This is a genomic window from Escherichia sp. E1130, from assembly GCF_005781065.1.
Taxonomy (GTDB): Bacteria; Pseudomonadota; Gammaproteobacteria; order Enterobacterales; family Enterobacteriaceae; genus Escherichia.
The window spans coordinates 1-17,767 of sequence record NZ_VATL01000011.1; the positions used below are offsets into that span (position 1 = coordinate 1).

Annotated in this window: 23 protein-coding genes and 1 pseudogene; all 24 read left to right on the forward strand. The window is 56.0% G+C overall.

From position 1 onward, the window contains the following. The first annotated feature begins 23 nt into the window (after positions 1-23). The gene (locus FEK66_RS10680) at positions 24-461 is read left to right on the forward strand and encodes a lysis protein (protein ID WP_135493762.1); all 438 of its coding nucleotides are present in this window, start codon (positions 24-26) and stop codon (positions 459-461) included. A gap of 201 nt (positions 462-662) precedes the next feature. After that, positions 663-1,160 (forward strand): KilA-N domain-containing protein, encoded by a 498-nt coding sequence (locus tag FEK66_RS10685; protein ID WP_000839225.1) that lies wholly within the window; start codon positions 663-665, stop codon positions 1,158-1,160. Further along, positions 1,157-1,414, forward strand: a complete 258-nt coding sequence (locus tag FEK66_RS10690) for a hypothetical protein (RefSeq protein WP_001283921.1) — start codon at positions 1,157-1,159, stop codon at positions 1,412-1,414. Before FEK66_RS10685 ends, FEK66_RS10690 begins: the two co-directional genes overlap by 4 nt. A gap of 229 nt (positions 1,415-1,643) precedes the next feature. Beyond that, positions 1,644-1,871 carry a hypothetical protein gene (locus FEK66_RS25690; RefSeq protein ID WP_167854223.1) on the forward strand — a complete coding sequence of 76 codons (228 nt, stop codon included), beginning with the start codon at positions 1,644-1,646 and terminating at the stop codon, positions 1,869-1,871. 139 nt (positions 1,872-2,010) lie between these two features. Continuing rightward, positions 2,011-2,556 carry a DNA-packaging protein gene (locus FEK66_RS10695; RefSeq protein WP_000453558.1) on the forward strand — a complete coding sequence of 182 codons (546 nt, stop codon included), beginning with the start codon at positions 2,011-2,013 and terminating at the stop codon, positions 2,554-2,556. Continuing rightward, the gene (locus FEK66_RS10700; RefSeq protein WP_001027295.1) at positions 2,531-4,456 is read left to right on the forward strand and encodes a phage terminase large subunit family protein; all 1,926 of its coding nucleotides are present in this window, start codon (positions 2,531-2,533) and stop codon (positions 4,454-4,456) included. Before FEK66_RS10695 ends, FEK66_RS10700 begins: the two co-directional genes overlap by 26 nt. After that, positions 4,453-4,659, forward strand: a complete 207-nt coding sequence (locus FEK66_RS10705) for a gpW family protein (RefSeq protein WP_016232965.1) — start codon at positions 4,453-4,455, stop codon at positions 4,657-4,659. Before FEK66_RS10700 ends, FEK66_RS10705 begins: the two co-directional genes overlap by 4 nt. Continuing rightward, the gene (locus FEK66_RS10710; protein ID WP_001379565.1) at positions 4,656-6,257 is read left to right on the forward strand and encodes a phage portal protein; all 1,602 of its coding nucleotides are present in this window, start codon (positions 4,656-4,658) and stop codon (positions 6,255-6,257) included. The genes FEK66_RS10705 and FEK66_RS10710 overlap by 4 nt, the downstream gene beginning before the upstream one ends. Then, positions 6,238-7,569: a S49 family peptidase gene (locus FEK66_RS10715; protein ID WP_135493764.1), complete on the forward strand. Its 1,332-nt coding sequence runs from the start codon at positions 6,238-6,240 to the stop codon at positions 7,567-7,569. The genes FEK66_RS10710 and FEK66_RS10715 overlap by 20 nt, the downstream gene beginning before the upstream one ends. A gap of 9 nt (positions 7,570-7,578) precedes the next feature. Next, entirely contained in the window at positions 7,579-7,911 is a 333-nt protein-coding gene (locus FEK66_RS10720; RefSeq protein WP_000201478.1) for a head decoration protein, read from the forward strand. 55 nt (positions 7,912-7,966) lie between these two features. Continuing rightward, on the forward strand, positions 7,967-8,992 hold the full coding sequence (locus FEK66_RS10725) for a major capsid protein (RefSeq protein WP_000118191.1): 1,026 nt from the start codon (positions 7,967-7,969) through the stop codon (positions 8,990-8,992). 41 nt (positions 8,993-9,033) lie between these two features. Then, positions 9,034-9,429 carry a DNA-packaging protein FI gene (locus FEK66_RS10730; RefSeq protein WP_135493766.1) on the forward strand — a complete coding sequence of 132 codons (396 nt, stop codon included), beginning with the start codon at positions 9,034-9,036 and terminating at the stop codon, positions 9,427-9,429. Positions 9,430-9,440: 11 nt separating this feature from the next. Next, the gene (locus FEK66_RS10735; protein WP_000752979.1) at positions 9,441-9,794 is read left to right on the forward strand and encodes a head-tail joining protein; all 354 of its coding nucleotides are present in this window, start codon (positions 9,441-9,443) and stop codon (positions 9,792-9,794) included. 11 nt (positions 9,795-9,805) lie between these two features. Next, a complete protein-coding gene (locus tag FEK66_RS10740; protein ID WP_000975070.1) occupies positions 9,806-10,384 on the forward strand; it encodes a phage tail protein in 579 nt (192 codons plus the stop codon). Further along, on the forward strand, positions 10,381-10,776 hold the full coding sequence (locus FEK66_RS10745) for a phage minor tail U family protein (RefSeq protein ID WP_000683145.1): 396 nt from the start codon (positions 10,381-10,383) through the stop codon (positions 10,774-10,776). Before FEK66_RS10740 ends, FEK66_RS10745 begins: the two co-directional genes overlap by 4 nt. Before the next feature lie 7 nt (positions 10,777-10,783). Continuing rightward, positions 10,784-11,524, forward strand: a complete 741-nt coding sequence (locus tag FEK66_RS10750; RefSeq protein WP_135406881.1) for a phage tail protein — start codon at positions 10,784-10,786, stop codon at positions 11,522-11,524. Between the two features lie 15 nt (positions 11,525-11,539). Then, a complete protein-coding gene (locus FEK66_RS10755; RefSeq protein ID WP_135493768.1) occupies positions 11,540-11,953 on the forward strand; it encodes a phage minor tail protein G in 414 nt (137 codons plus the stop codon). After that, positions 11,935-12,369, forward strand: coding sequence for a phage tail assembly protein T (locus tag FEK66_RS10760; RefSeq protein ID WP_135493770.1), 435 nt, complete (start codon positions 11,935-11,937; stop codon positions 12,367-12,369). Before FEK66_RS10755 ends, FEK66_RS10760 begins: the two co-directional genes overlap by 19 nt. Next, a complete protein-coding gene (locus tag FEK66_RS10765; protein ID WP_135493772.1) occupies positions 12,362-14,923 on the forward strand; it encodes a phage tail tape measure protein in 2,562 nt (853 codons plus the stop codon). Before FEK66_RS10760 ends, FEK66_RS10765 begins: the two co-directional genes overlap by 8 nt. Next, positions 14,920-15,249 carry a phage tail protein gene (locus tag FEK66_RS10770; RefSeq protein ID WP_019842037.1) on the forward strand — a complete coding sequence of 110 codons (330 nt, stop codon included), beginning with the start codon at positions 14,920-14,922 and terminating at the stop codon, positions 15,247-15,249. Before FEK66_RS10765 ends, FEK66_RS10770 begins: the two co-directional genes overlap by 4 nt. Next, positions 15,249-15,947: a phage minor tail protein L gene (locus FEK66_RS10775; RefSeq protein WP_135493774.1), complete on the forward strand. Its 699-nt coding sequence runs from the start codon at positions 15,249-15,251 to the stop codon at positions 15,945-15,947. The genes FEK66_RS10770 and FEK66_RS10775 overlap by 1 nt, the downstream gene beginning before the upstream one ends. Positions 15,948-15,951: 4 nt before the next feature. Continuing rightward, entirely contained in the window at positions 15,952-16,695 is a 744-nt protein-coding gene (locus tag FEK66_RS10780) for a C40 family peptidase (RefSeq protein ID WP_135493776.1), read from the forward strand. Continuing rightward, a complete protein-coding gene (locus tag FEK66_RS10785; protein WP_135493778.1) occupies positions 16,593-17,240 on the forward strand; it encodes a tail assembly protein in 648 nt (215 codons plus the stop codon). Before FEK66_RS10780 ends, FEK66_RS10785 begins: the two co-directional genes overlap by 103 nt. A gap of 60 nt (positions 17,241-17,300) precedes the next feature. Beyond that, positions 17,301-17,767: pseudogene (locus FEK66_RS10790) on the forward strand (host specificity protein J); the annotation flags it as partial.

Genomic DNA, 17,767 nt, shown 5'->3' on the forward strand with positions numbered 1-17,767 from the left:
GAGGTCTGTTTGTGGGGGCAGCAATGAGCAGGGTAACCGCGATTATCTCCGCTCTGGTTATCTGCATCATCGTCTGCCTGTCATGGGCTGTTAATCATTACCGTGATAACGCCATTACCTACAAAGAACAGCGCGATAAAGCCACGTACATCATCGCTGATATGCAGAAGCGTCAACGTGATGTAGCAGTACTCGACGCCAGATACACAAAGGAGCTTGCTGATGCTAACGCGACTATCGAAAGTCTCCGTGCTGATGTTTCTGCTGGTCGTAAGCGCCTGCAAGTCTCCGCCACCTGTGCAAAGTCAACGACCGGAGCCAGCAGCATGGGCGATGGAGAAAGCCCAAGACTTACAGCAGATGCTGAACTCAATTATTACCGTCTCAGAAGTGGAATCGACAGGATAACCGCGCAGGTTAACTACCTGCAGGAGTACATCAGGACGCAATGCCTGAAATAATTTTTTTGCAAATCACAAAGTCAATTTAATGAGCCTCGCGATGCGGGGCTTTTTGCAATAAATGCGTACCGCAACGCATGTTTTTTACACCGAACCTGCCCCTTTGGAATGGGCCTTTGAGGATACCAGTTAGTGCTGGCGAGCCTCGGTGGGCTGGTTTCCTGTGCGGCAAAGGTTCATTTCAAAGAGTAGGTACACGCTATGAAATCATTAACCCTCTTCAATCAACCAATTCGTATCGGTGAAGATGGCATGATCTGCCTCACTGATATGTGGAAAGCCAGTGGTAAAAGTGAATCTGAATCTCCGTACCACTACCTGCGAAACAAGCAGACCAAAGAGTTCTTAGCCGAGCTGGAGAAAAACCACGAATCTGTGGTTTTTACTGAGCGCGGTGTACACGGTGGAACATATGGCGGGAAGTTTGTTGCTTATGATTATGCAGCATGGCTAAACCCCGGATTTAAATATGCAGCCTATAAAGTCCTGGATGACTACTTCACCGGAGAACTTCAGCATCGCAACAGCTTAAGTGCGCAGCTCAATATGAAGTGTCATGAGTTTGATCAGAAAAAAGATATGGCGAGCTTCTGTGGACAAGGGCTGGCGGCATGGCGCTATACGAAGCCAGTGTTGGTCGCTGAGATTAACTCCCTGGCTAACCAGCTGCAGATAACGATCCCCGGGCTTCCGGGATGAGTGATCGTGTCATTGAATGCGCCTCCAGAGCGGGGCGCGACTTCTCAGAGTTCATGAAAGGCGAGAAGGGCATGATGGAAGCATTGGCCTCGGTGGATGAGTTTGGCGAGCAGCTGCGCCTCAACGGCTGTGTCAATCATCACTTTGTTAGCTACATGATGCGGAACTCGATCATGCAGGCATTCATGGACATGGCAAAAGCCGAGAGGAAAGAAGAGCGCCGGCGTAAGCGAGCGGAAGCAAAAGCGAAGTAGCCATTACAAAGCCCATCTACTGGTGGGCTTGATAATGGCTTATACCCTACACGGGATAACTTAACTGATATCCCTTTTAACGGATAAAGGTATTCAAGCCTGACACATCATGCGCTGTATCGTCGCTGTATTCCCGCATTAACCATGACCGTAGCCCGACGGGGAACTCCTTCTGCGCGAGTGTGCGGGAATAATCAAAAACGATGCACACCGGGTTTTTACCGCGTTTATGATTCGCGGGGTTGTCCCTCATGCTCGCCAGTCCTGTGCGGGGGTGGAAGAAACAGGACGTGTATTCAGGTCTGTGCGACCGTGGTCGCACGACTTTGGTCGTTCAGATATTAAATCCCATTGTGAAGTAAACCCGAATGGCTGGCGGGTCCTTTCCGGCAATCCGGCAGACTACGGGGCGGAAGGCGCGCGGGTTTTCGCTATTTATGAAAATTTTCCGGTTTAAGGCGTTTCCGTTCTTCTTCGCCGTAACTTAATGTTTTTATTTAAAACACCCCCTGAAAAGAAAGGAAACGACAGGTGCTGAAAACGGGCTTTTTGGCCTCTGTCGTTTCCTTTCTCTGTTTTTGTCCGTGGAATGAACAATGGAAGTCAACAAAAAGCAGCTGGCTGACATTTTCGGCGCGAGTATCCGTACCATTCAGAACTGGCAGGAGCAGGGAATGCCAGTTCTGCGGGGTGGTGGCAAGGGTAATGAGGTGCTTTATGACTCTGCCGCCGCCATAAAATGGTATGCCGAAAGGGATGCTGAAATTGAGAACGAAAAGCTGCGCCGGGAAGTTGAAGAACTGCGGCAGGCCAGCGAGACAGATCTGCAGCCAGGGACTATTGAGTACGAACGCCATCGACTTACGCGTGCGCAGGCCGACGCACAGGAACTGAAAAATGCCAGAGACTCCGCTGAAGTGGTGGAAACCGCATTCTGTACTTTCGTGCTGTCGCGGATCGCAGGTGAAATTGCCAGTATTCTCGACGGGATCCCCCTGTCGGTGCAGCGGCGTTTTCCGGAACTGGAAAACCGACATGTTGATTTCCTGAAACGGGATATCATCAAAGCCATGAACAAAGCAGCCGCGCTGGATGAACTGATACCGGGGTTGCTGAGTGAATATATCGAACAGTCAGGTTAACAGGCTGCGGCATTTTGTCCGCGCCGGGCTTCGCTCACTGTTCAGGCCGGAGCCACAGACCGCCGTTGAATGGGCGGATGCCAATTACTATCTCCCGAAAGAATCCGCATACCAGGAAGGGCGCTGGGAAACACTGCCCTTTCAGCGGGCCATCATGAATGCGATGGGCAGCGACTACATCCGCGAGGTGAATGTGGTGAAGTCTGCCCGTGTCGGTTATTCCAAAATGCTGTTGGGTGTTTATGCCTACTTCATAGAGCATAAGCAGCGCAACACCCTTATCTGGTTGCCGACGGATGGTGATGCCGAGAACTTTATGAAAACCCACGTTGAGCCGACCATCCGCGATATTCCGTCGCTGCTGGCGCTGGCTCCGTGGTATGGCAAAAAGCACCGGGATAACACGCTCACCATGAAGCGTTTCACCAATGGTCGTGGCTTCTGGTGCCTGGGCGGTAAAGCGGCAAAAAACTACCGTGAAAAGTCGGTGGATGTGGCGGGTTATGATGAACTTGCTGCCTTTGATGATGATATTGAACAGGAAGGCTCTCCGACGTTCCTGGGTGACAAGCGTATTGAAGGCTCGGTCTGGCCAAAGTCCATCCGTGGCTCCACGCCCAAAGTGAGAGGCACCTGTCAGATTGAGCGTGCAGCCAGTGAATCCCCGCATTTTATGCGTTTTCATGTTGCCTGCCCGCACTGCGGGGAGGAGCAGTACCTTAAATTTGGCGATAAAGAGACGCCGTTTGGCCTCAAATGGACGCCGGATGATCCCTCCAGCGTGTTTTATCTCTGCGAGCATAATGCCTGCGTCATCCGGCAGCAGGAGCTGGATTTCACTGATGCCCGTTATATCTGCGAAAAGACCGGGATCTGGACCCGTGATGGCATTCTCTGGTTTTCGTCATCCGGTGAAGAGATTGAGCCGCCGGACAGCGTGACTTTCCACATCTGGACGGCGTACAGCCCGTTCACCACCTGGGTGCAGATTGTCAAAGACTGGATGAAAACGAAAGGGGATACGGGAAAACGTAAAACCTTCGTGAACACCACGCTCGGTGAGACATGGGAAGCGAAAATCGGTGAACGTCCGGATGCTGAAGTGATGGCAGAGCGGAAAGAGCATTATTCAGCGCCCGTTCCTGACCGTGTGGCTTACCTGACTGCCGGTATCGACTCCCAGCTGGATCGCTACGAAATGCGCGTATGGGGATGGGGGCCGGGTGAGGAAAGCTGGCTGATTGACCGGCAGATTATTATGGGCCGCCACGACGATGAACAGACGCTGCTGCGTGTGGATGAGGCCATCAATAAAACCTATACCCGCCGGAATGGTGCAGAAATGTCGGTATCCCGTATCTGCTGGGATATTGGCGGGATTGACCCGACCATTGTGTATGAACGTTCGAAAAAGCATGGGCTGTTCCGGGTGATCCCCATTAAAGGGGCATCCGTCTACGGAAAGCCGGTGGCCAGCATGCCACGTAAGCGAAACAAAAACGGGGTTTACCTTACCGAAATCGGTACGGATACCGCGAAAGAGCAGATTTATAACCGCTTCACACTGACGCCGGAAGGGGATGAACCGCTTCCCGGTGCCGTTCACTTCCCGAATAACCCGGATATTTTTGATCTGACCGAAGCGCAGCAGCTGACGGCTGAAGAGCAGGTCGAAAAATGGGTGGATGGCAGGAAAAAAATACTGTGGGACAGCAAAAAGCGACGCAATGAGGCGCTCGACTGCTTTGTTTATGCGCTGGCGGCGCTGCGCATCAGTATTTCCCGCTGGCAACTGGATCTCAGTGCACTGCTGGCGAGCCTGCAGGAGGAGGATGGTGCAGCAACCAACAAGAAAACACTGGCAGATTACGCCCGTGCCTTATCCGGAGAGGATGAATGACGCGACAGGAAGAACTTTCCGCTGCCCGTACGGCACTGCATGACCTGATGACAGGTAAACGGGTGGCAACAGTACAGAAAGACGGACGGCGAGTGGAGTTTACGGCCACTTCCGTGTCTGACCTGAAAAAATACATTGCGGAGCTGGAAGTGCAGACCGGCATGACACAGCGACGCAGGGGACCTGCAGGATTTTATGTATGAAAACGCCCACCATTCCCACCCTTCTGGGGCCGGACGGCATGACATCGCTGCGTGAATATGCCGGTTATCATGGCGGTGGCAGCGGATTTGGTGGGCAGTTGCGGGCGTGGAATCCACCGAGTGAAAGTGTGGATGCAGCCCTGCTGCCCAACTTTACCCGTGGCAATGCCCGCGCAGACGATCTGGTACGCAATAACGGCTATGCTGCCAACGCCATCCAGCTGCATCAGGATCATATCGTCGGGTCCTTTTTCCGGCTCAGTCATCGCCCAAGCTGGCGTTATCTGGGCATCGGGGAGGAAGAAGCCCGTGCCTTTTCCCGCGAGGTTGAAGCGGCATGGAAAGAGTTTGCCGAGGATGACTGCTGCTGCATTGACGTTGAGCGAAAACGCACGTTTACCATGATGATTCGGGAAGGTGTGGCCATGCACGCCTTTAACGGTGAACTGTTCGTTCAGGCCACCTGGGATACCAGTTCGTCGCGGCTTTTCCGGACACAGTTCCGGATGGTCAGCCCGAAGCGCATCAGCAACCCGAACAATACCGGCGACAGCCGGAACTGCCGTGCCGGTGTGCAGATTAATGACAGCGGTGCTGCGCTGGGATATTACGTCAGCGAGGACGGGTATCCTGGCTGGATGCCGCAAAAATGGACATGGATACCCCGCGAGTTACCCGGCGGGCGCGCCTCGTTCATTCACGTTTTTGAACCCGTGGAGGACGGGCAGACCCGCGGTGCAAATGTGTTTTACAGCGTGATGGAGCAGATGAAGATGCTCGACACGCTGCAGAACACGCAGCTGCAGAGCGCCATTGTGAAGGCGATGTATGCCGCCACCATTGAAAGTGAGCTGGATACGCAGTCAGCGATGGATTTTATTCTGGGCGCGAACAGTCAGGAGCAGCGGGAAAGGCTGACCGGCTGGATTGGTGAAATTGCCGCGTATTACGCCGCCGCGCCGGTCCGGCTGGGAGGCGCAAAAGTGCCGCACCTGATGCCGGGTGACTCGCTGAACCTGCAGACGGCTCAGGACACGGATAACGGCTACTCCGTGTTTGAGCAGTCACTGCTGCGGTATATCGCTGCCGGGCTGGGTGTCTCGTATGAGCAGCTTTCCCGGAATTACGCCCAGATGAGCTACTCCACGGCACGGGCCAGCGCGAACGAGTCGTGGGCGCACTTTATGGGGCGGCGAAAATTCGTCGCATCCCGTCAGGCGAGCCAGATGTTTCTGTGCTGGCTGGAAGAGGCCATCGTTCGCCGCGTGGTGACGTTACCTTCAAAAGCGCGCTTCAGTTTTCAGGAAGCCCGCAGTGCCTGGGGGAACTGCGACTGGATAGGCTCCGGTCGTATGGCCATCGATGGTCTGAAAGAAGTTCAGGAAGCGGTGATGCTGATAGAAGCCGGACTGAGCACCTACGAGAAAGAGTGCGCGAAACGCGGTGACGACTATCAGGAAATTTTTGCCCAGCAGGTCCGTGAAACGATGGAGCGCCGCGCAGCTGGTCTTAAACCGCCCGCCTGGGCGGCTGCGGCATTTGAATCCGGACTGCGACAATCAACAGAGGAGGAGAAGAGTGACAGCAGAGCTGCGTAATCTCCCGCATATTGCCAGCATGGCCTTTAATGAGCCGCTGATGCTTGAACCCGCCTATGCGCGGGTTTTCTTTTGTGCGCTTGCAGGCCAGCTAGGGATCAGCCGCCTGACGGATGCGGTGTCCGGCGACAGCCTGACTGCCCAGGAGGCACTCGCGACGCTGGCGTTATCCGGTGATGATGACGGACCACGACAGGCCCGCAGTTATCAGGTCATGAACGGCATCGCCGTGCTGCCGGTGTCCGGCACGCTGGTCAGCCGGACGCGGGCGCTGCAGCCGTATTCGGGGATGACCGGTTACAACGGCATTATCGCCCGTCTGCAACAGGCTGCCAGCGACCCGATGGTGGACGGCATTCTGCTCGATATGGACACGCCAGGCGGAATGGTGGCGGGAGCATTTGACTGCGCTGACATCATTGCCCGTGTGCGTGACATAAAACCGGTATGGGCGCTGGCCAACGATATGAACTGCAGTGCAGGTCAGCTGCTTGCCAGTGCCGCCTCCCGGCGTCTGGTCACGCAGACCGCCCGGACAGGCTCCATCGGCGTCATGATGGCTCACAGTAATTACGGTGCTGCGCTGGAGAAACAGGGTGTGGAAATCACGCTGATTTACAGCGGCAGCCATAAGGTGGATGGCAACCCCTACAGCCATCTTCCGGATGACGTCCGGGAGACACTGCAGTCCCGGATGGATGCAACCCGCCAGATGTTTGCGCAGAAGGTGTCGGCATATACCGGCCTGTCTGTGCAGGCTGTGCTGGATACAGAGGCTGCAGTGTACAGCGGTCAGGAGGCCATTGATGCCGGACTGGCTGATGAACTTGTTAACAGCACCGATGCGATCACCGTCATGCGTGATGCACTGGATGCACGTAAATCCCGTCTCTCAGGAGGGCGAATGACCAAAGAGACTCAATCAACAACGGTTTCAGCCACTGCCTCGCAGGCTGACATCACCACCGTGGTGCAAGCGACGGAGGGCGAGAACGCCAGCGCGGCGCAGCCGGACGTGAACGCGCAGATCACCGCAGCGGTTGCGGCAGAAAACAGCCGCATTATGGGGATCCTCAACTGTGAGGAGGCTCACGGACGCGAAGAACAGGCACGCGTGCTGGCAGAAACCCCCGGAATGACCGTGGAAACGGCCCGCCGCATTCTGGCCGCAGCACCACAGAGTGCACAGGCGCGCAGTGATACTGCGCTGGATCGTCTGATGCAGGGTGCACCGGCACCGCTGGCTGCAGGTAACCTGGCATCTGATACCAATAAAGAATTACTTAATACACCTGAAGCTTTACCGGTATAAGAGGCAGTTATGGCGACAAAAGAAGAGTTTAACCATTACCAGCCGCTGGGTAACAGTGATCCGGCTCATACAGCAATTGCGCCTGGCGGATTGAGTGCGAAAACGCCTGCAATGACCCCGCTGATGCTGGATGGCACTACCCGTAAGCTGGTTGTGTGGGATGGCACCACCGACGGTGCAGCCGTTGGCATTCTGGCGGTTGCTGCTGACCAGACCAGCACCACGCTGACGTTCTACAAGTCCGGCTCGTTCCGTTATGAGGATGTGCTCTGGCCGGAGGCTGCCAGCGACGAGACGAAAAAACGGACCGCGTTTGCCGGAACGGCAATCAGCATCGTTTAATCTTCCCCTTCATCAACAAAGGCCGCCTGTGCGGCTTTTTTTATGGAAATAATTTATGTCTGTATATACAACTGCAGAATTACTGGCATCGACCCAGCATCACTTTAAGTTCGATCCGCTGTTTCTGCGCCTGTTTTTCCGTGAAACCTATCCTTTCACCACGGAAAAAGTCTATCTCTCACAAATTCCGGGACTGGTAAACATGGCGCTGTACGTTTCGCCGATTGTTTCCGGTGAGGTTATCCGCTCCCGTGGCGGCTCCACATCTGAATTTACGCCGGGTTATGTCAAGCCGAAGCATGAGGTGAATCCGCAGATGACCCTGCGTCGCCTGCCGGATGAAGATCCGCAGAACCTGGCTGACCCGGCTTACCGTCGTCGCCGTATTATTCGGCAGAATATGCTGGATGAAAATCTGGCGATTGCCCAGGTCGAAGAGATGCAGGCAGTTTCTGCCGTGCTTAAGGGCAAATACACCATGACCGGTGAAGCCTTTGATCCGGTTGAGGTGGATATGGGCCGCAGTGCGGCGAACAACATCACACAGTCCGGTGGCACGGAGTGGAGCAAGCGTGACAAGTCCACGTATGACCCGACCGACGATATCGAAGCCTACGCGCTGAACGCCAGCGGTGTGGTGAATATCATCGTGTTTGATCCGAAAGGCTGGGCGCTGTTCCGTTCCTTCAAAGCCGTCAAGGAGAAGCTGGATACCCGTCGTGGCTCTCATTCCGAGCTGGAGACAGCGGTGAAAGACCTGGGTAAAGCGGTGTCCTATAAGGGGATGTATGGCGATGTGGCCATCGTCGTGTATTCCGGACAGTACGTGGAAAACGGCGTCAAAAAGAACTTCCTGCCGGACAACACGATGGTGCTGGGGAACACTCAGGCACGCGGTCTGCGCACCTATGGCTGCATTCAGGATGCGGACGCACAGCGCGAAGGCATTAACGCCTCTGCCCGTTACCCGAAAAACTGGGTGACCACCGGCGATCCGGCGCGTGAGTTCACCATGATTCAGTCAGCACCGCTGATGCTGCTGGCTGACCCTGATGAGTTCGTGTCCGTACAACTGGCGTAATCGTGGCCCTTCGGGGCCATTTTCTCTCTGTGGAGGAGTCCATGACGAAAGATGAACTGATTGTCCGTCTCCGGTCGCTGGGTGAGCAACTGAACCGTGATGTCAGCCTGACGGGGACGAAAGAAGAACTGGCGCTCCGTGTGGCAGAGCTGGAAGAGGAGCTTGATGACACGGATGACGCTGCCGGTCAGGATACCCCTCTCAGACCGGAAAATGCGCTGACCGGACATGAAAATGAGGTGGTATCAGCGCAGCCGGATACCATGATTGATACGGCTGCTCTGGTCACGGTCGTGGCACTGGTGACGCTGCATACTGATGCACTTCACGCCACGCGGGATGAAACTGTGGCATTTGTGCTGCCGGGAACGGCGTTTCGTGTCTCTGCCGGTGTGGCAGCCGAAATGACAGAGCGCGGCCTGGCCAGAATGCAATAACGGGAGGCGCTGTGGCTGATTTCGATAACCTGTTCGATGCTGCCATTGCCCGCGCCGATGAAACGATACGCGGGTACATGGGAACGTCAGCCACCATTACATCCGGTGAGCAGTCCGGCGCAGTAATACGTGGTGTTTTTGATGACCCTGAAAATATCAGCTATGCCGGACAGGGCGTGCGCGTTGAAGGCTCCAGCCCGTCCCTGTTTGTCCGGACTGATGAGGTGCGGCAGCTGCGGCGTGGAGACACGCTGACCATCGGTGAGGAAAATTTCTGGGTAGACCGGGTTTCGCCGGATGATGGCGGAAGCTGTCATCTCTGGCTTGGACGGGGCGTACCGCCTGCCGTTAACCGTCGCCGCTGAAAGGGGGATGTATGGCCATAAAAGGTCTTGAGCAGGCCGTTGAAAACCTCAGCCGTATCAGCAAAACGGCGGTGCCTGGTGCCGCCGCAATGGCTATTAACCGCGTTGCTTCATCCGCGATATCGCAGTCTGCGTCACAGGTTGCCCGTGAGACAAAGGTACGCCGGAAACTGGTAAAGGAAAGGGCCAGGCTGAAAAGGGCCACGGTCAAAAATCCGCAGGCCAGAATCAAAGTTAACCGGGGGGATTTGCCCGTAATCAAGCTGGGTAATGCGCGGGTTGTCCTGTCCCGCCGCAGGCGTCGTAAAAAGGGGCAGCGTTCATCCCTGAAAGGTGGCGGCAGCGTGCTTGTGGTGGGTAACCGTCGTATTCCCGGCGCGTTTATTCAGCAACTGAAAAATGGCCGGTGGCATGTCATGCAGCGTGTGGCCGGGAAAAACCGTTACCCCATTGATGTGGTGAAAATCCCGATGGCGGTGCCGCTTACCACGGCGTTTAAACAGAATATTGAACGGATACGGCGTGAACGTCTTCCGAAAGAGCTGGGCTATGCGCTGCAGCATCAACTGAGAATGGTAATAAAGCGATGAAACATACTGAACTCCGTGCAGCCGTACTGGATGCACTGGAGAAGCATGACACCGGGGCGACGCTTTTTGATGGTCGCCCCGCTGTTTTTGATGAGGAAGATTTTCCGGCAATTGCCGTTTATCTCACCGGCGCTGAATACACGGGCGAAGAGCTGGACAGCGATACCTGGCAGGCGGAGCTGCATATTGAAGTTTTCCTGCCTGCTCAGGTGCCGGATTCAGAGCTGGATTCGTGGATGGAGTCCCGGATTTATCCGGTGATGAGCGATATCCCGGCACTGTCAGATTTGATCACCAGTATGGTGGCCAGTGGCTATGACTACCGGCGCGACGATGATGCGGGCCTGTGGAGTTCAGCCGATCTGACTTATGTCATTACCTATGAAATGTGAGGACGCTATGCCTGTACCAAATCCAACAATGCCGGTAAAAGGTGCCGGGACCACACTGTGGGTTTATAAGGGGAACGGTGACCCTTATGCGAACCCGCTTTCAGACGTTGACTGGTCGCGTCTGGCAAAAGTTAAAGACCTGACGCCCGGCGAACTGACCGCTGAGTCCTATGACGACAGCTATCTCGATGATGAAGATGCAGACTGGACTGCGACCGGGCAGGGGCAGAAATCTGCCGGAGATACCAGCTTCACGCTGGCGTGGATGCCCGGAGAGCAGGGGCAGCAGGCGCTGCTGGCGTGGTTTAATGAAGGTGATACCCGTGCCTATAAAATCCGCTTCCCGAACGGCACGGTCGATGTGTTCCGTGGCTGGGTCAGCAGTATCGGTAAGGCGGTGACGGCGAAGGAAGTGATCACCCGCACGGTGAAGGTCACCAATGTGGGACGCCCGTCGATGGCTGAAGATCGCAGTACGGTGACGGCGGCAACCGGCATGACGGTAACGCCAGCCAGTGCTTCTGTAGTGAAAGGGCAGAGCACCACGCTGACCGTGGCATTCCAGCCGGAAGGCGTAACCGACAAGAGCTTCCGTGCGGTGTCTTCGGATAAAACAAAAGCCACCGTGTCGGTCAGTGGTATGACCATCACCGTGAACGGCGTTGCTGCAGGCAAGGTCAACATTCCGGTCGTATCCGGTAATGGTGAACTTGCTGCTGTTGCAGAAATCACCGTCACCGCCAGTTAATCCGGAGAGTCAGCGATGTTCCTGAAAACCGAATCATTTGAATATAACGGCGTGACCGTCATGCTTTCTGAACTGTCAGCCCTGCAGCGTATTGAGCATCTCGCCTTGATGAAACAGCAGGCAGAATCCGACAGCAACCGGAAGTTTACTGTGGAAGACGTCATCAGAACCGGCGCTTTTGTGGTGGCGATGTCTCTGTGGCATAACCATCCGAAGAAGACGCAGATGCCGTCCATGAATGAAGCCGTTAAACAGATTGAGCAGGAAGTGCTTACCACCTGGCCCACAGAGGCAATTTCTCATGCTGAAAACGTGGTGTACCGGCTGTCCGGTATGTATGAGTTTGTGGTGAATAATGCCCCTGAACAGGCAGATGACGCCGGGCCTGCAGAGCCTGTTTCTGCGGGAAAGTGTTCGACGGTGAGCTGAGTTTTGCCCTGAAACTGGCGCGTGAGATGGGGCGACCCGACTGGCGCGCCATGCTTGCCGGGATGTCATCCACGGAGTATGCCGACTGGCACCGCTTTTACAGTACCCATTATTTTCATGATGTTCTGCTGGATATGCACTTTTCCGGGCTGACGTACACCGTGCTCAGCCTGTTTTTCAGCGATCCGGATATGCATCCGCTGGATTTCAGTCTGCTGAACCGGCGTGAGGCTGACGAAGAGCCTGAAGATGATGTGCTGATGCAGAAAGCGGCAGGGCTTGCCGGAGGCGTTCGTTTTAGCCCGGACGGGAATGAAGTTATCCCCGCTTCCCCGGATGTGGCGGACATGACGGAGGATGACGTAATGCTGATGACAGTATCAGAAGGGATCGCAGGAGGAGTCCGGTATGGCTGAACCGGTAGGCGATCTGGTCGTTGATTTAAGTCTGGATGCGGCCAGATTTGACGAGCAGATGGCCAGAGTCAGGCGTCATTTTTCCGGTACGGAAACTGATGCGAAAAAAACAGCGGCAGTCGTTGAACAGTCAATGAACCGGCAGGCGCTGGCTGCACAGAAAGCGGGGATTTCCGTCGGGCAGTATAAAGCCGCCATGCGTATGCTGCCTGCACAGTTCACCGACGTGGCCACGCAGCTTGCAGGCGGGCAAAGTCCGTGGCTGATCCTGTTGCAACAGGGGGGTCAGGTGAAGGACTCCTTCGGCGGGATGATCCCCATGTTCAGGGGGCTTGCCGGTGCGATCACCCTGCCGATGGTCGGGGCCACCTCGCTGGCGGTGGCTACAGGGGCGCTGGCGTATGCCTGGTATCAGGGCAACTCAACCCTGTCCGATTTCAACAAAACGCTGGTCCTTTCCGGTAATCAGTCGGGTCTGACGGCAGATCGTATGCTGGTCCTGTCCAGAGCCGGGCAGGCGGCAGGGCTGACGTTTAACCAGACCAGCGAGTCACTCAGCGCACTGGTTAAGGCGGGGGTAAGCGGTGAGGCTCAGATTGCGTCCATCAGCCAGAGTGTGGCGCGTTTCTCCTCTGCATCCGGTGTGGAGGTGGACAAGGTCGCTGAAGCCTTCGGGAAGCTGACCACAGACCCGACGTCGGGGCTGACGGCGATGGCACGCCAGTTCCATAACGTGACGGCGGAGCAGATTGCGTATGTTGCTCAGTTGCAGCGTTCCGGCGATGAAGCCGGGGCATTGCAGGCGGCGAACGAGGCCGCAACGAAAGGGTTTGATGACCAGACCCGCCGCCTGAAAGAGAACATGGGCACGCTGGAGACCTGGGCAGACAGGACTGCACGGGCATTCAAATCCATGTGGGATGCGGTGCTGGATATTGGTCGTCCTGATACCGCGCAGGAGATGCTGATTAAGGCAGAGGCTGCGTTTAAGAAAGCAGACGACATCTGGAATCTGCGCAAGGATGATTATTTTGTTAACGATGAAGCGCGGGCGCGTTACTGGGATGATCGTGAAAAGGCCCGTCTTGCGCTTGAAGCCGCCCGAAAGAAGGCTGAGCAGCAGACTCAACAGGACAAAAATGCGCAGCAGCAGAGCGATACCGAAGCGTCACGGCTGAAATATACCGAAGAGGCGCAGAAGGCTTACGAACGGCTGCAGACGCCGCTGGAGAAATATACCGCCCGTCAGGAAGAACTGAATAAGGCCCTGAAAGACGGAAAAATCCTGCAGGCAGATTACAACACGCTGATGGCGGCGGCGAAAAAGGACTATGAAGCGACACTGAAAAAGCCGAAGCAGTCCGGCGTGAAGGTGTCTGCAGGAGAGCGTCAGGAAGACAGTGCTCATGCCGCCCTGCTGACGCTTCAGGCAGAACTCCGGACGCTGGAGAAGCATGCCGGAGCGAATGAGAAAATCAGCCAGCAGCGCCGGGATTTGTGGAAGGCAGAAAGTCAGTTCGCGGTACTGGAGGAGGCGGCACAACGTCGCCAGCTGTCCGCACAGGAGAAATCCCTGCTGGCGCATAAAGACGAGACGCTGGAGTACAAACGCCAGCTGGCTGCACTTGGCGATAAGGTTACGTATCAGGAGCACCTGAATGCGCTGGCGCAGCAGGCGGATAAGTTCGCACAGCAACAACGGGCAAAACGGGCAGCCATTGATGCGAAAAACCGGGGGCTGACTGACCGGCAGGCAGCGCGGGAAGCCACGGAACAGCGTCTGAAGGAACAGTATGGCGATAATCCGCTGGCGCTGAATAACGTCATGTCAGAGCAGAAAAAGACCTGGGCAGCTGAAGACCAGCTTCGCGGGAGCTGGATGGCAGGCCTCAAGTCAGGCTGGAGTGAGTGGGAAGAGAGCGCCACGGACAGTATGTCGCAGGTTAAAAGTGCAGCCACGCAGACCTTTGATGGTATTGCACAGAATATGGCGGCGATGCTGACCGGCAGTGAACAGAACTGGCGCAGCTTCACCCGATCCGTGCTGTCCATGATGACAGAAATTTTGCTTAAGCAGGCAATGGTGGGGATTGTCGGGAGTATCAGCAGCGCCATTGGCGGTGCTGCCAGTGGTGGCGCATCAGCGTCAGGTGGTACAGCCATTCAGGCAGCTGCGGCGAAATTCCATTTTGCGACCGGAGGATTTACGGGAACCGGCGGCAAATATGAGCCAGCGGGGATTGTTCACCGTGGTGAATTTGTCTTCACGAAGGAGGCAACCAGCCGGATTGGCGTGGGGAATCTCTACCGGCTGATGCGCGGCTATGCCACCGGCGGTTATGTCGGTACACCGGGCAGCATGGCGGACAGTCGGTCGCAGGCGTCCGGGAAGTTTGAGCAGAATAACCATGTGGTGATTAACAACGATGGCACGAACGGTCAGATAGGGCCACAGGCGCTGAAGGCGGTTTATGACGTAGCCCGTAAGGCGGCAATGGATGTTGTGACCGGGCAGATGCGTGATGGTGGTCTGTTCTCCGGAGGTGGACGATGAAAACCTTCCGCTGGAAAGTGAAACCGGGTATGGATGTGGCTTCGACTCCTTCCGTCAGGGAGGTGCGCTTTGGTGATGGTTACTCCCAGCGCGCGCCTGCCGGGCTGAATGCCAACCTGAAAACGTACAGCGTGACGATTTCTGTCCCCCGTTGGGAGGCCACGGCGCTGGAATCGTTTCTGGCAGAGCACGGAGGCTGGAAAGCCTTTCTGTGGACGCCGCCTTATGACTGGCGGCAGATAAAGGTGATCTGCGCAAAATGGACGTCGCGGGTCAGTATGCTGCGTGTTGAGTTCAGCGCAGAGTTTAAACAGGTGGTGAACTGATGCAGGATATCCGGCAGGAAACACTGAATGAATGCACCCGTGCGGAGCAGTCGGCCAGCGTGGTGCTCTGGGAAATCGATCTGACAGAGGTCGGTGGTGAACGTTATTTTTTCTGTAATGAGCAGAACGAAAAAGGTGAGCCGGTCACCTGGCAGGGGCGGCAGTATCTGGCGTATCCCATTCAGGGGAGTGGTTTTGAACTGAATGGCAAAGGCACCAGTACGCGCCCCACGCTGACGGTTTCTAACCTGTATGGCATGGTCACCGGTATGGCGGAGGATTTGCAGAGTCTGGTCGGCGGAACGGTGGTCAGGCGTAAGGTTTACGCCCGTTTTCTGGATGCGGTGAACTTCGTCAACGGAAACAGTGATGCCGATCCGGAGCAGGAGGTGATCAGCCGCTGGCGCATCGAGCAGTGCAGCGAACTGAGCGCGGTCAGTGCCTCCTTTGTGTTGGCCACACCGACGGAAACGGATGGTGCTGTTTTTCCGGGGCGCATCATGCTGGCTAATACCTGCACCTGGACCTATCGCGGTGATGAGTGCGGTTATCACGGTCCGGCTGTCGCTGATGAATATGACCAGCCGACGTCCGATATCACGAAGGATAAATGCAGCAAATGCCTGAGTGGTTGTAAGTTTCGCAATAACGTCGGCAACTTTGGCGGCTTCCTTTCCATTAACAAACTTTCGCAGTAATCCCATGACACAGACAGAATCAGCGATTCTGGCGCACGCCCGACGATGTGCGCCAGCGGAGTCGTGCGGCTTCGTGGTGAGAACGCCGGAGGGGGAAAGATATTTTCCCTGCGTGAATATCTCCGGTGAGCCGGAGAAGTATTTCCGGATGTCGCCGGAGGACTGGCTGCAGGCAGAAATGCAGGGTGAGATTGTGGCGCTGGTCCACAGCCACCCCGGTGGTCTGCCCTGGCCGAGTGAGGCCGACCGGCGGCTGCAGGTGCAGAGTGATTTGCCGTGGTGGCTGGTCTGCCGGGGGGCGATTCATAAGTTCCGCTGTGTGCCGCATCTCACCGGGCGGCGCTTTGAGCACGGGGTGACGGACTGTTACACGCTGTTCCGGGATGCTTATCATCTGGCGGGGATTGAGATGCCGGATTTTCATCGTGAGGATGACTGGTGGCGTAACGGTCAGAATCTCTATCTGGATAATCTGGAGGCCACAGGGCTGTATCAGGTGCCGTTGTCAGCGGCGCAGCCGGGCGATGTGCTGCTGTGCTGTTTTGGTTCATCTGTGCCGAATCATGCCGCCATTTACTGTGGTGACGGCGAGCTGCTGCACCATATTCCTGAACAACTGAGTAAACGAGAGAGGTATACCGACAAATGGCAGCGACGCACACACTCCCTCTGGCGTCACCGGGCATGGCACGCATCTGCCTTTACGGGGATTTACAACGATTTGGCCGCCGCATCGACCTTCGTGTGAAAACGGGGGCCGAAGCCATCCGGGCGCTGGCCACGCAGCTTCCGTCGTTTCGCCAGAAACTGAATGAGGGCTGGTATCAGGTGCGCATTGCCGGGCGTGATGCAGGCGAAAATGAATTATCTGCCCGTCTTAATGAGCCGCTGGCAAATGGTGCCGTGATCCATATCGTGCCGCGTCTGGCGGGAGCTAAAAGTGGCGGTGTGTTTCAGGCGGTGCTGGGTGCGGCGCTGATTGCGGTGGCATGGTGGAACCCTGTGGGCTGGCTGGGGGCCGCGGCTGTATCGGGTATGTATGCAGCAGGGGCCAGTATGATCCTGGGTGGTGTGGCCCAGATGCTGGCACCGAAAGCCCGGACGCCCACAGCGACCAGCACGGATAACGGTAAACAGAACACCTATTTCTCCTCACTGGATAACATGGTTGCCCAGGGCAATGTTCTGCCCGTTCTGTACGGTGAAATGCGCGTGGGGTCACGTGTGGTTTCTCAGGAGATCAGCACGGCAGACGAAGGGGATGGTGGTCAGGTTGTGGTGATTGGTCGCTGATGCAAAATGTTTTATGTGAAACCGCCTGCGGGCGGTTTTGTCGTTTATGGAGCGTGAGGAATGGGTAAAGGAAGCAGTAAGGGGCATACCCCGCGCGAAGCGAAGGACAACCTGAAATCCACGCAGTTACTGAGTGTGATTGATGCCATCAGCGAAGGGCCGATTGAAGGCCCGGTGGATGGATTAAAAAGCGTGCTGCTGAACAGTACGCCGGTGCTGGACAGTGAGGGAAATACCAACATCTCCGGTGTCACGGTGGTGTTCCGGGCAGGTGAGCAGGAGCAGTCACCGCCGGAGGGATTTGAATCATCAGGTTCCGAGACGGTACTGGGTACGGAAGTGAAATACGACACGCCGATCACCCGGACCATCACGTCTGCAAACATCGACCGTCTGCGCTTTACCTTCGGTGTGCAGGCACTGGTGGAAACCACCTCAAAGGGGGACAGGAATCCATCGGAAGTCCGCCTGCTGGTTCAGATACAACGTAACGGTGGCTGGGTGACAGAAAAAGACATCACCATTAA

Coding starts and splice junctions, on each gene's coding strand:
- FEK66_RS10730 (WP_135493766.1), top strand. CDS start 9,034: ATGACGAAAGATGAACTGATTGTCCGTCTCCGGTCGCTGGGTGAGCAA.
- FEK66_RS10775 (WP_135493774.1), top strand. CDS start 15,249: ATGCAGGATATCCGGCAGGAAACACTGAATGAATGCACCCGTGCGGAG.
- FEK66_RS10740 (WP_000975070.1), top strand. CDS start 9,806: ATGGCCATAAAAGGTCTTGAGCAGGCCGTTGAAAACCTCAGCCGTATC.
- FEK66_RS10685 (WP_000839225.1), top strand. CDS start 663: ATGAAATCATTAACCCTCTTCAATCAACCAATTCGTATCGGTGAAGAT.
- FEK66_RS10785 (WP_135493778.1), top strand. CDS start 16,593: ATGGCAGCGACGCACACACTCCCTCTGGCGTCACCGGGCATGGCACGC.
- FEK66_RS10765 (WP_135493772.1), top strand. CDS start 12,362: ATGGCTGAACCGGTAGGCGATCTGGTCGTTGATTTAAGTCTGGATGCG.
- FEK66_RS10710 (WP_001379565.1), top strand. CDS start 4,656: ATGAAAACGCCCACCATTCCCACCCTTCTGGGGCCGGACGGCATGACA.
- FEK66_RS10770 (WP_019842037.1), top strand. CDS start 14,920: ATGAAAACCTTCCGCTGGAAAGTGAAACCGGGTATGGATGTGGCTTCG.
- FEK66_RS10720 (WP_000201478.1), top strand. CDS start 7,579: ATGGCGACAAAAGAAGAGTTTAACCATTACCAGCCGCTGGGTAACAGT.
- FEK66_RS10725 (WP_000118191.1), top strand. CDS start 7,967: ATGTCTGTATATACAACTGCAGAATTACTGGCATCGACCCAGCATCAC.
- FEK66_RS10780 (WP_135493776.1), top strand. CDS start 15,952: ATGACACAGACAGAATCAGCGATTCTGGCGCACGCCCGACGATGTGCG.
- FEK66_RS10705 (WP_016232965.1), top strand. CDS start 4,453: ATGACGCGACAGGAAGAACTTTCCGCTGCCCGTACGGCACTGCATGAC.
- FEK66_RS25690 (WP_167854223.1), top strand. CDS start 1,644: ATGATTCGCGGGGTTGTCCCTCATGCTCGCCAGTCCTGTGCGGGGGTG.
- FEK66_RS10680 (WP_135493762.1), top strand. CDS start 24: ATGAGCAGGGTAACCGCGATTATCTCCGCTCTGGTTATCTGCATCATC.
- FEK66_RS10690 (WP_001283921.1), top strand. CDS start 1,157: ATGAGTGATCGTGTCATTGAATGCGCCTCCAGAGCGGGGCGCGACTTC.
- FEK66_RS10695 (WP_000453558.1), top strand. CDS start 2,011: ATGGAAGTCAACAAAAAGCAGCTGGCTGACATTTTCGGCGCGAGTATC.
- FEK66_RS10745 (WP_000683145.1), top strand. CDS start 10,381: ATGAAACATACTGAACTCCGTGCAGCCGTACTGGATGCACTGGAGAAG.
- FEK66_RS10755 (WP_135493768.1), top strand. CDS start 11,540: ATGTTCCTGAAAACCGAATCATTTGAATATAACGGCGTGACCGTCATG.
- FEK66_RS10750 (WP_135406881.1), top strand. CDS start 10,784: ATGCCTGTACCAAATCCAACAATGCCGGTAAAAGGTGCCGGGACCACA.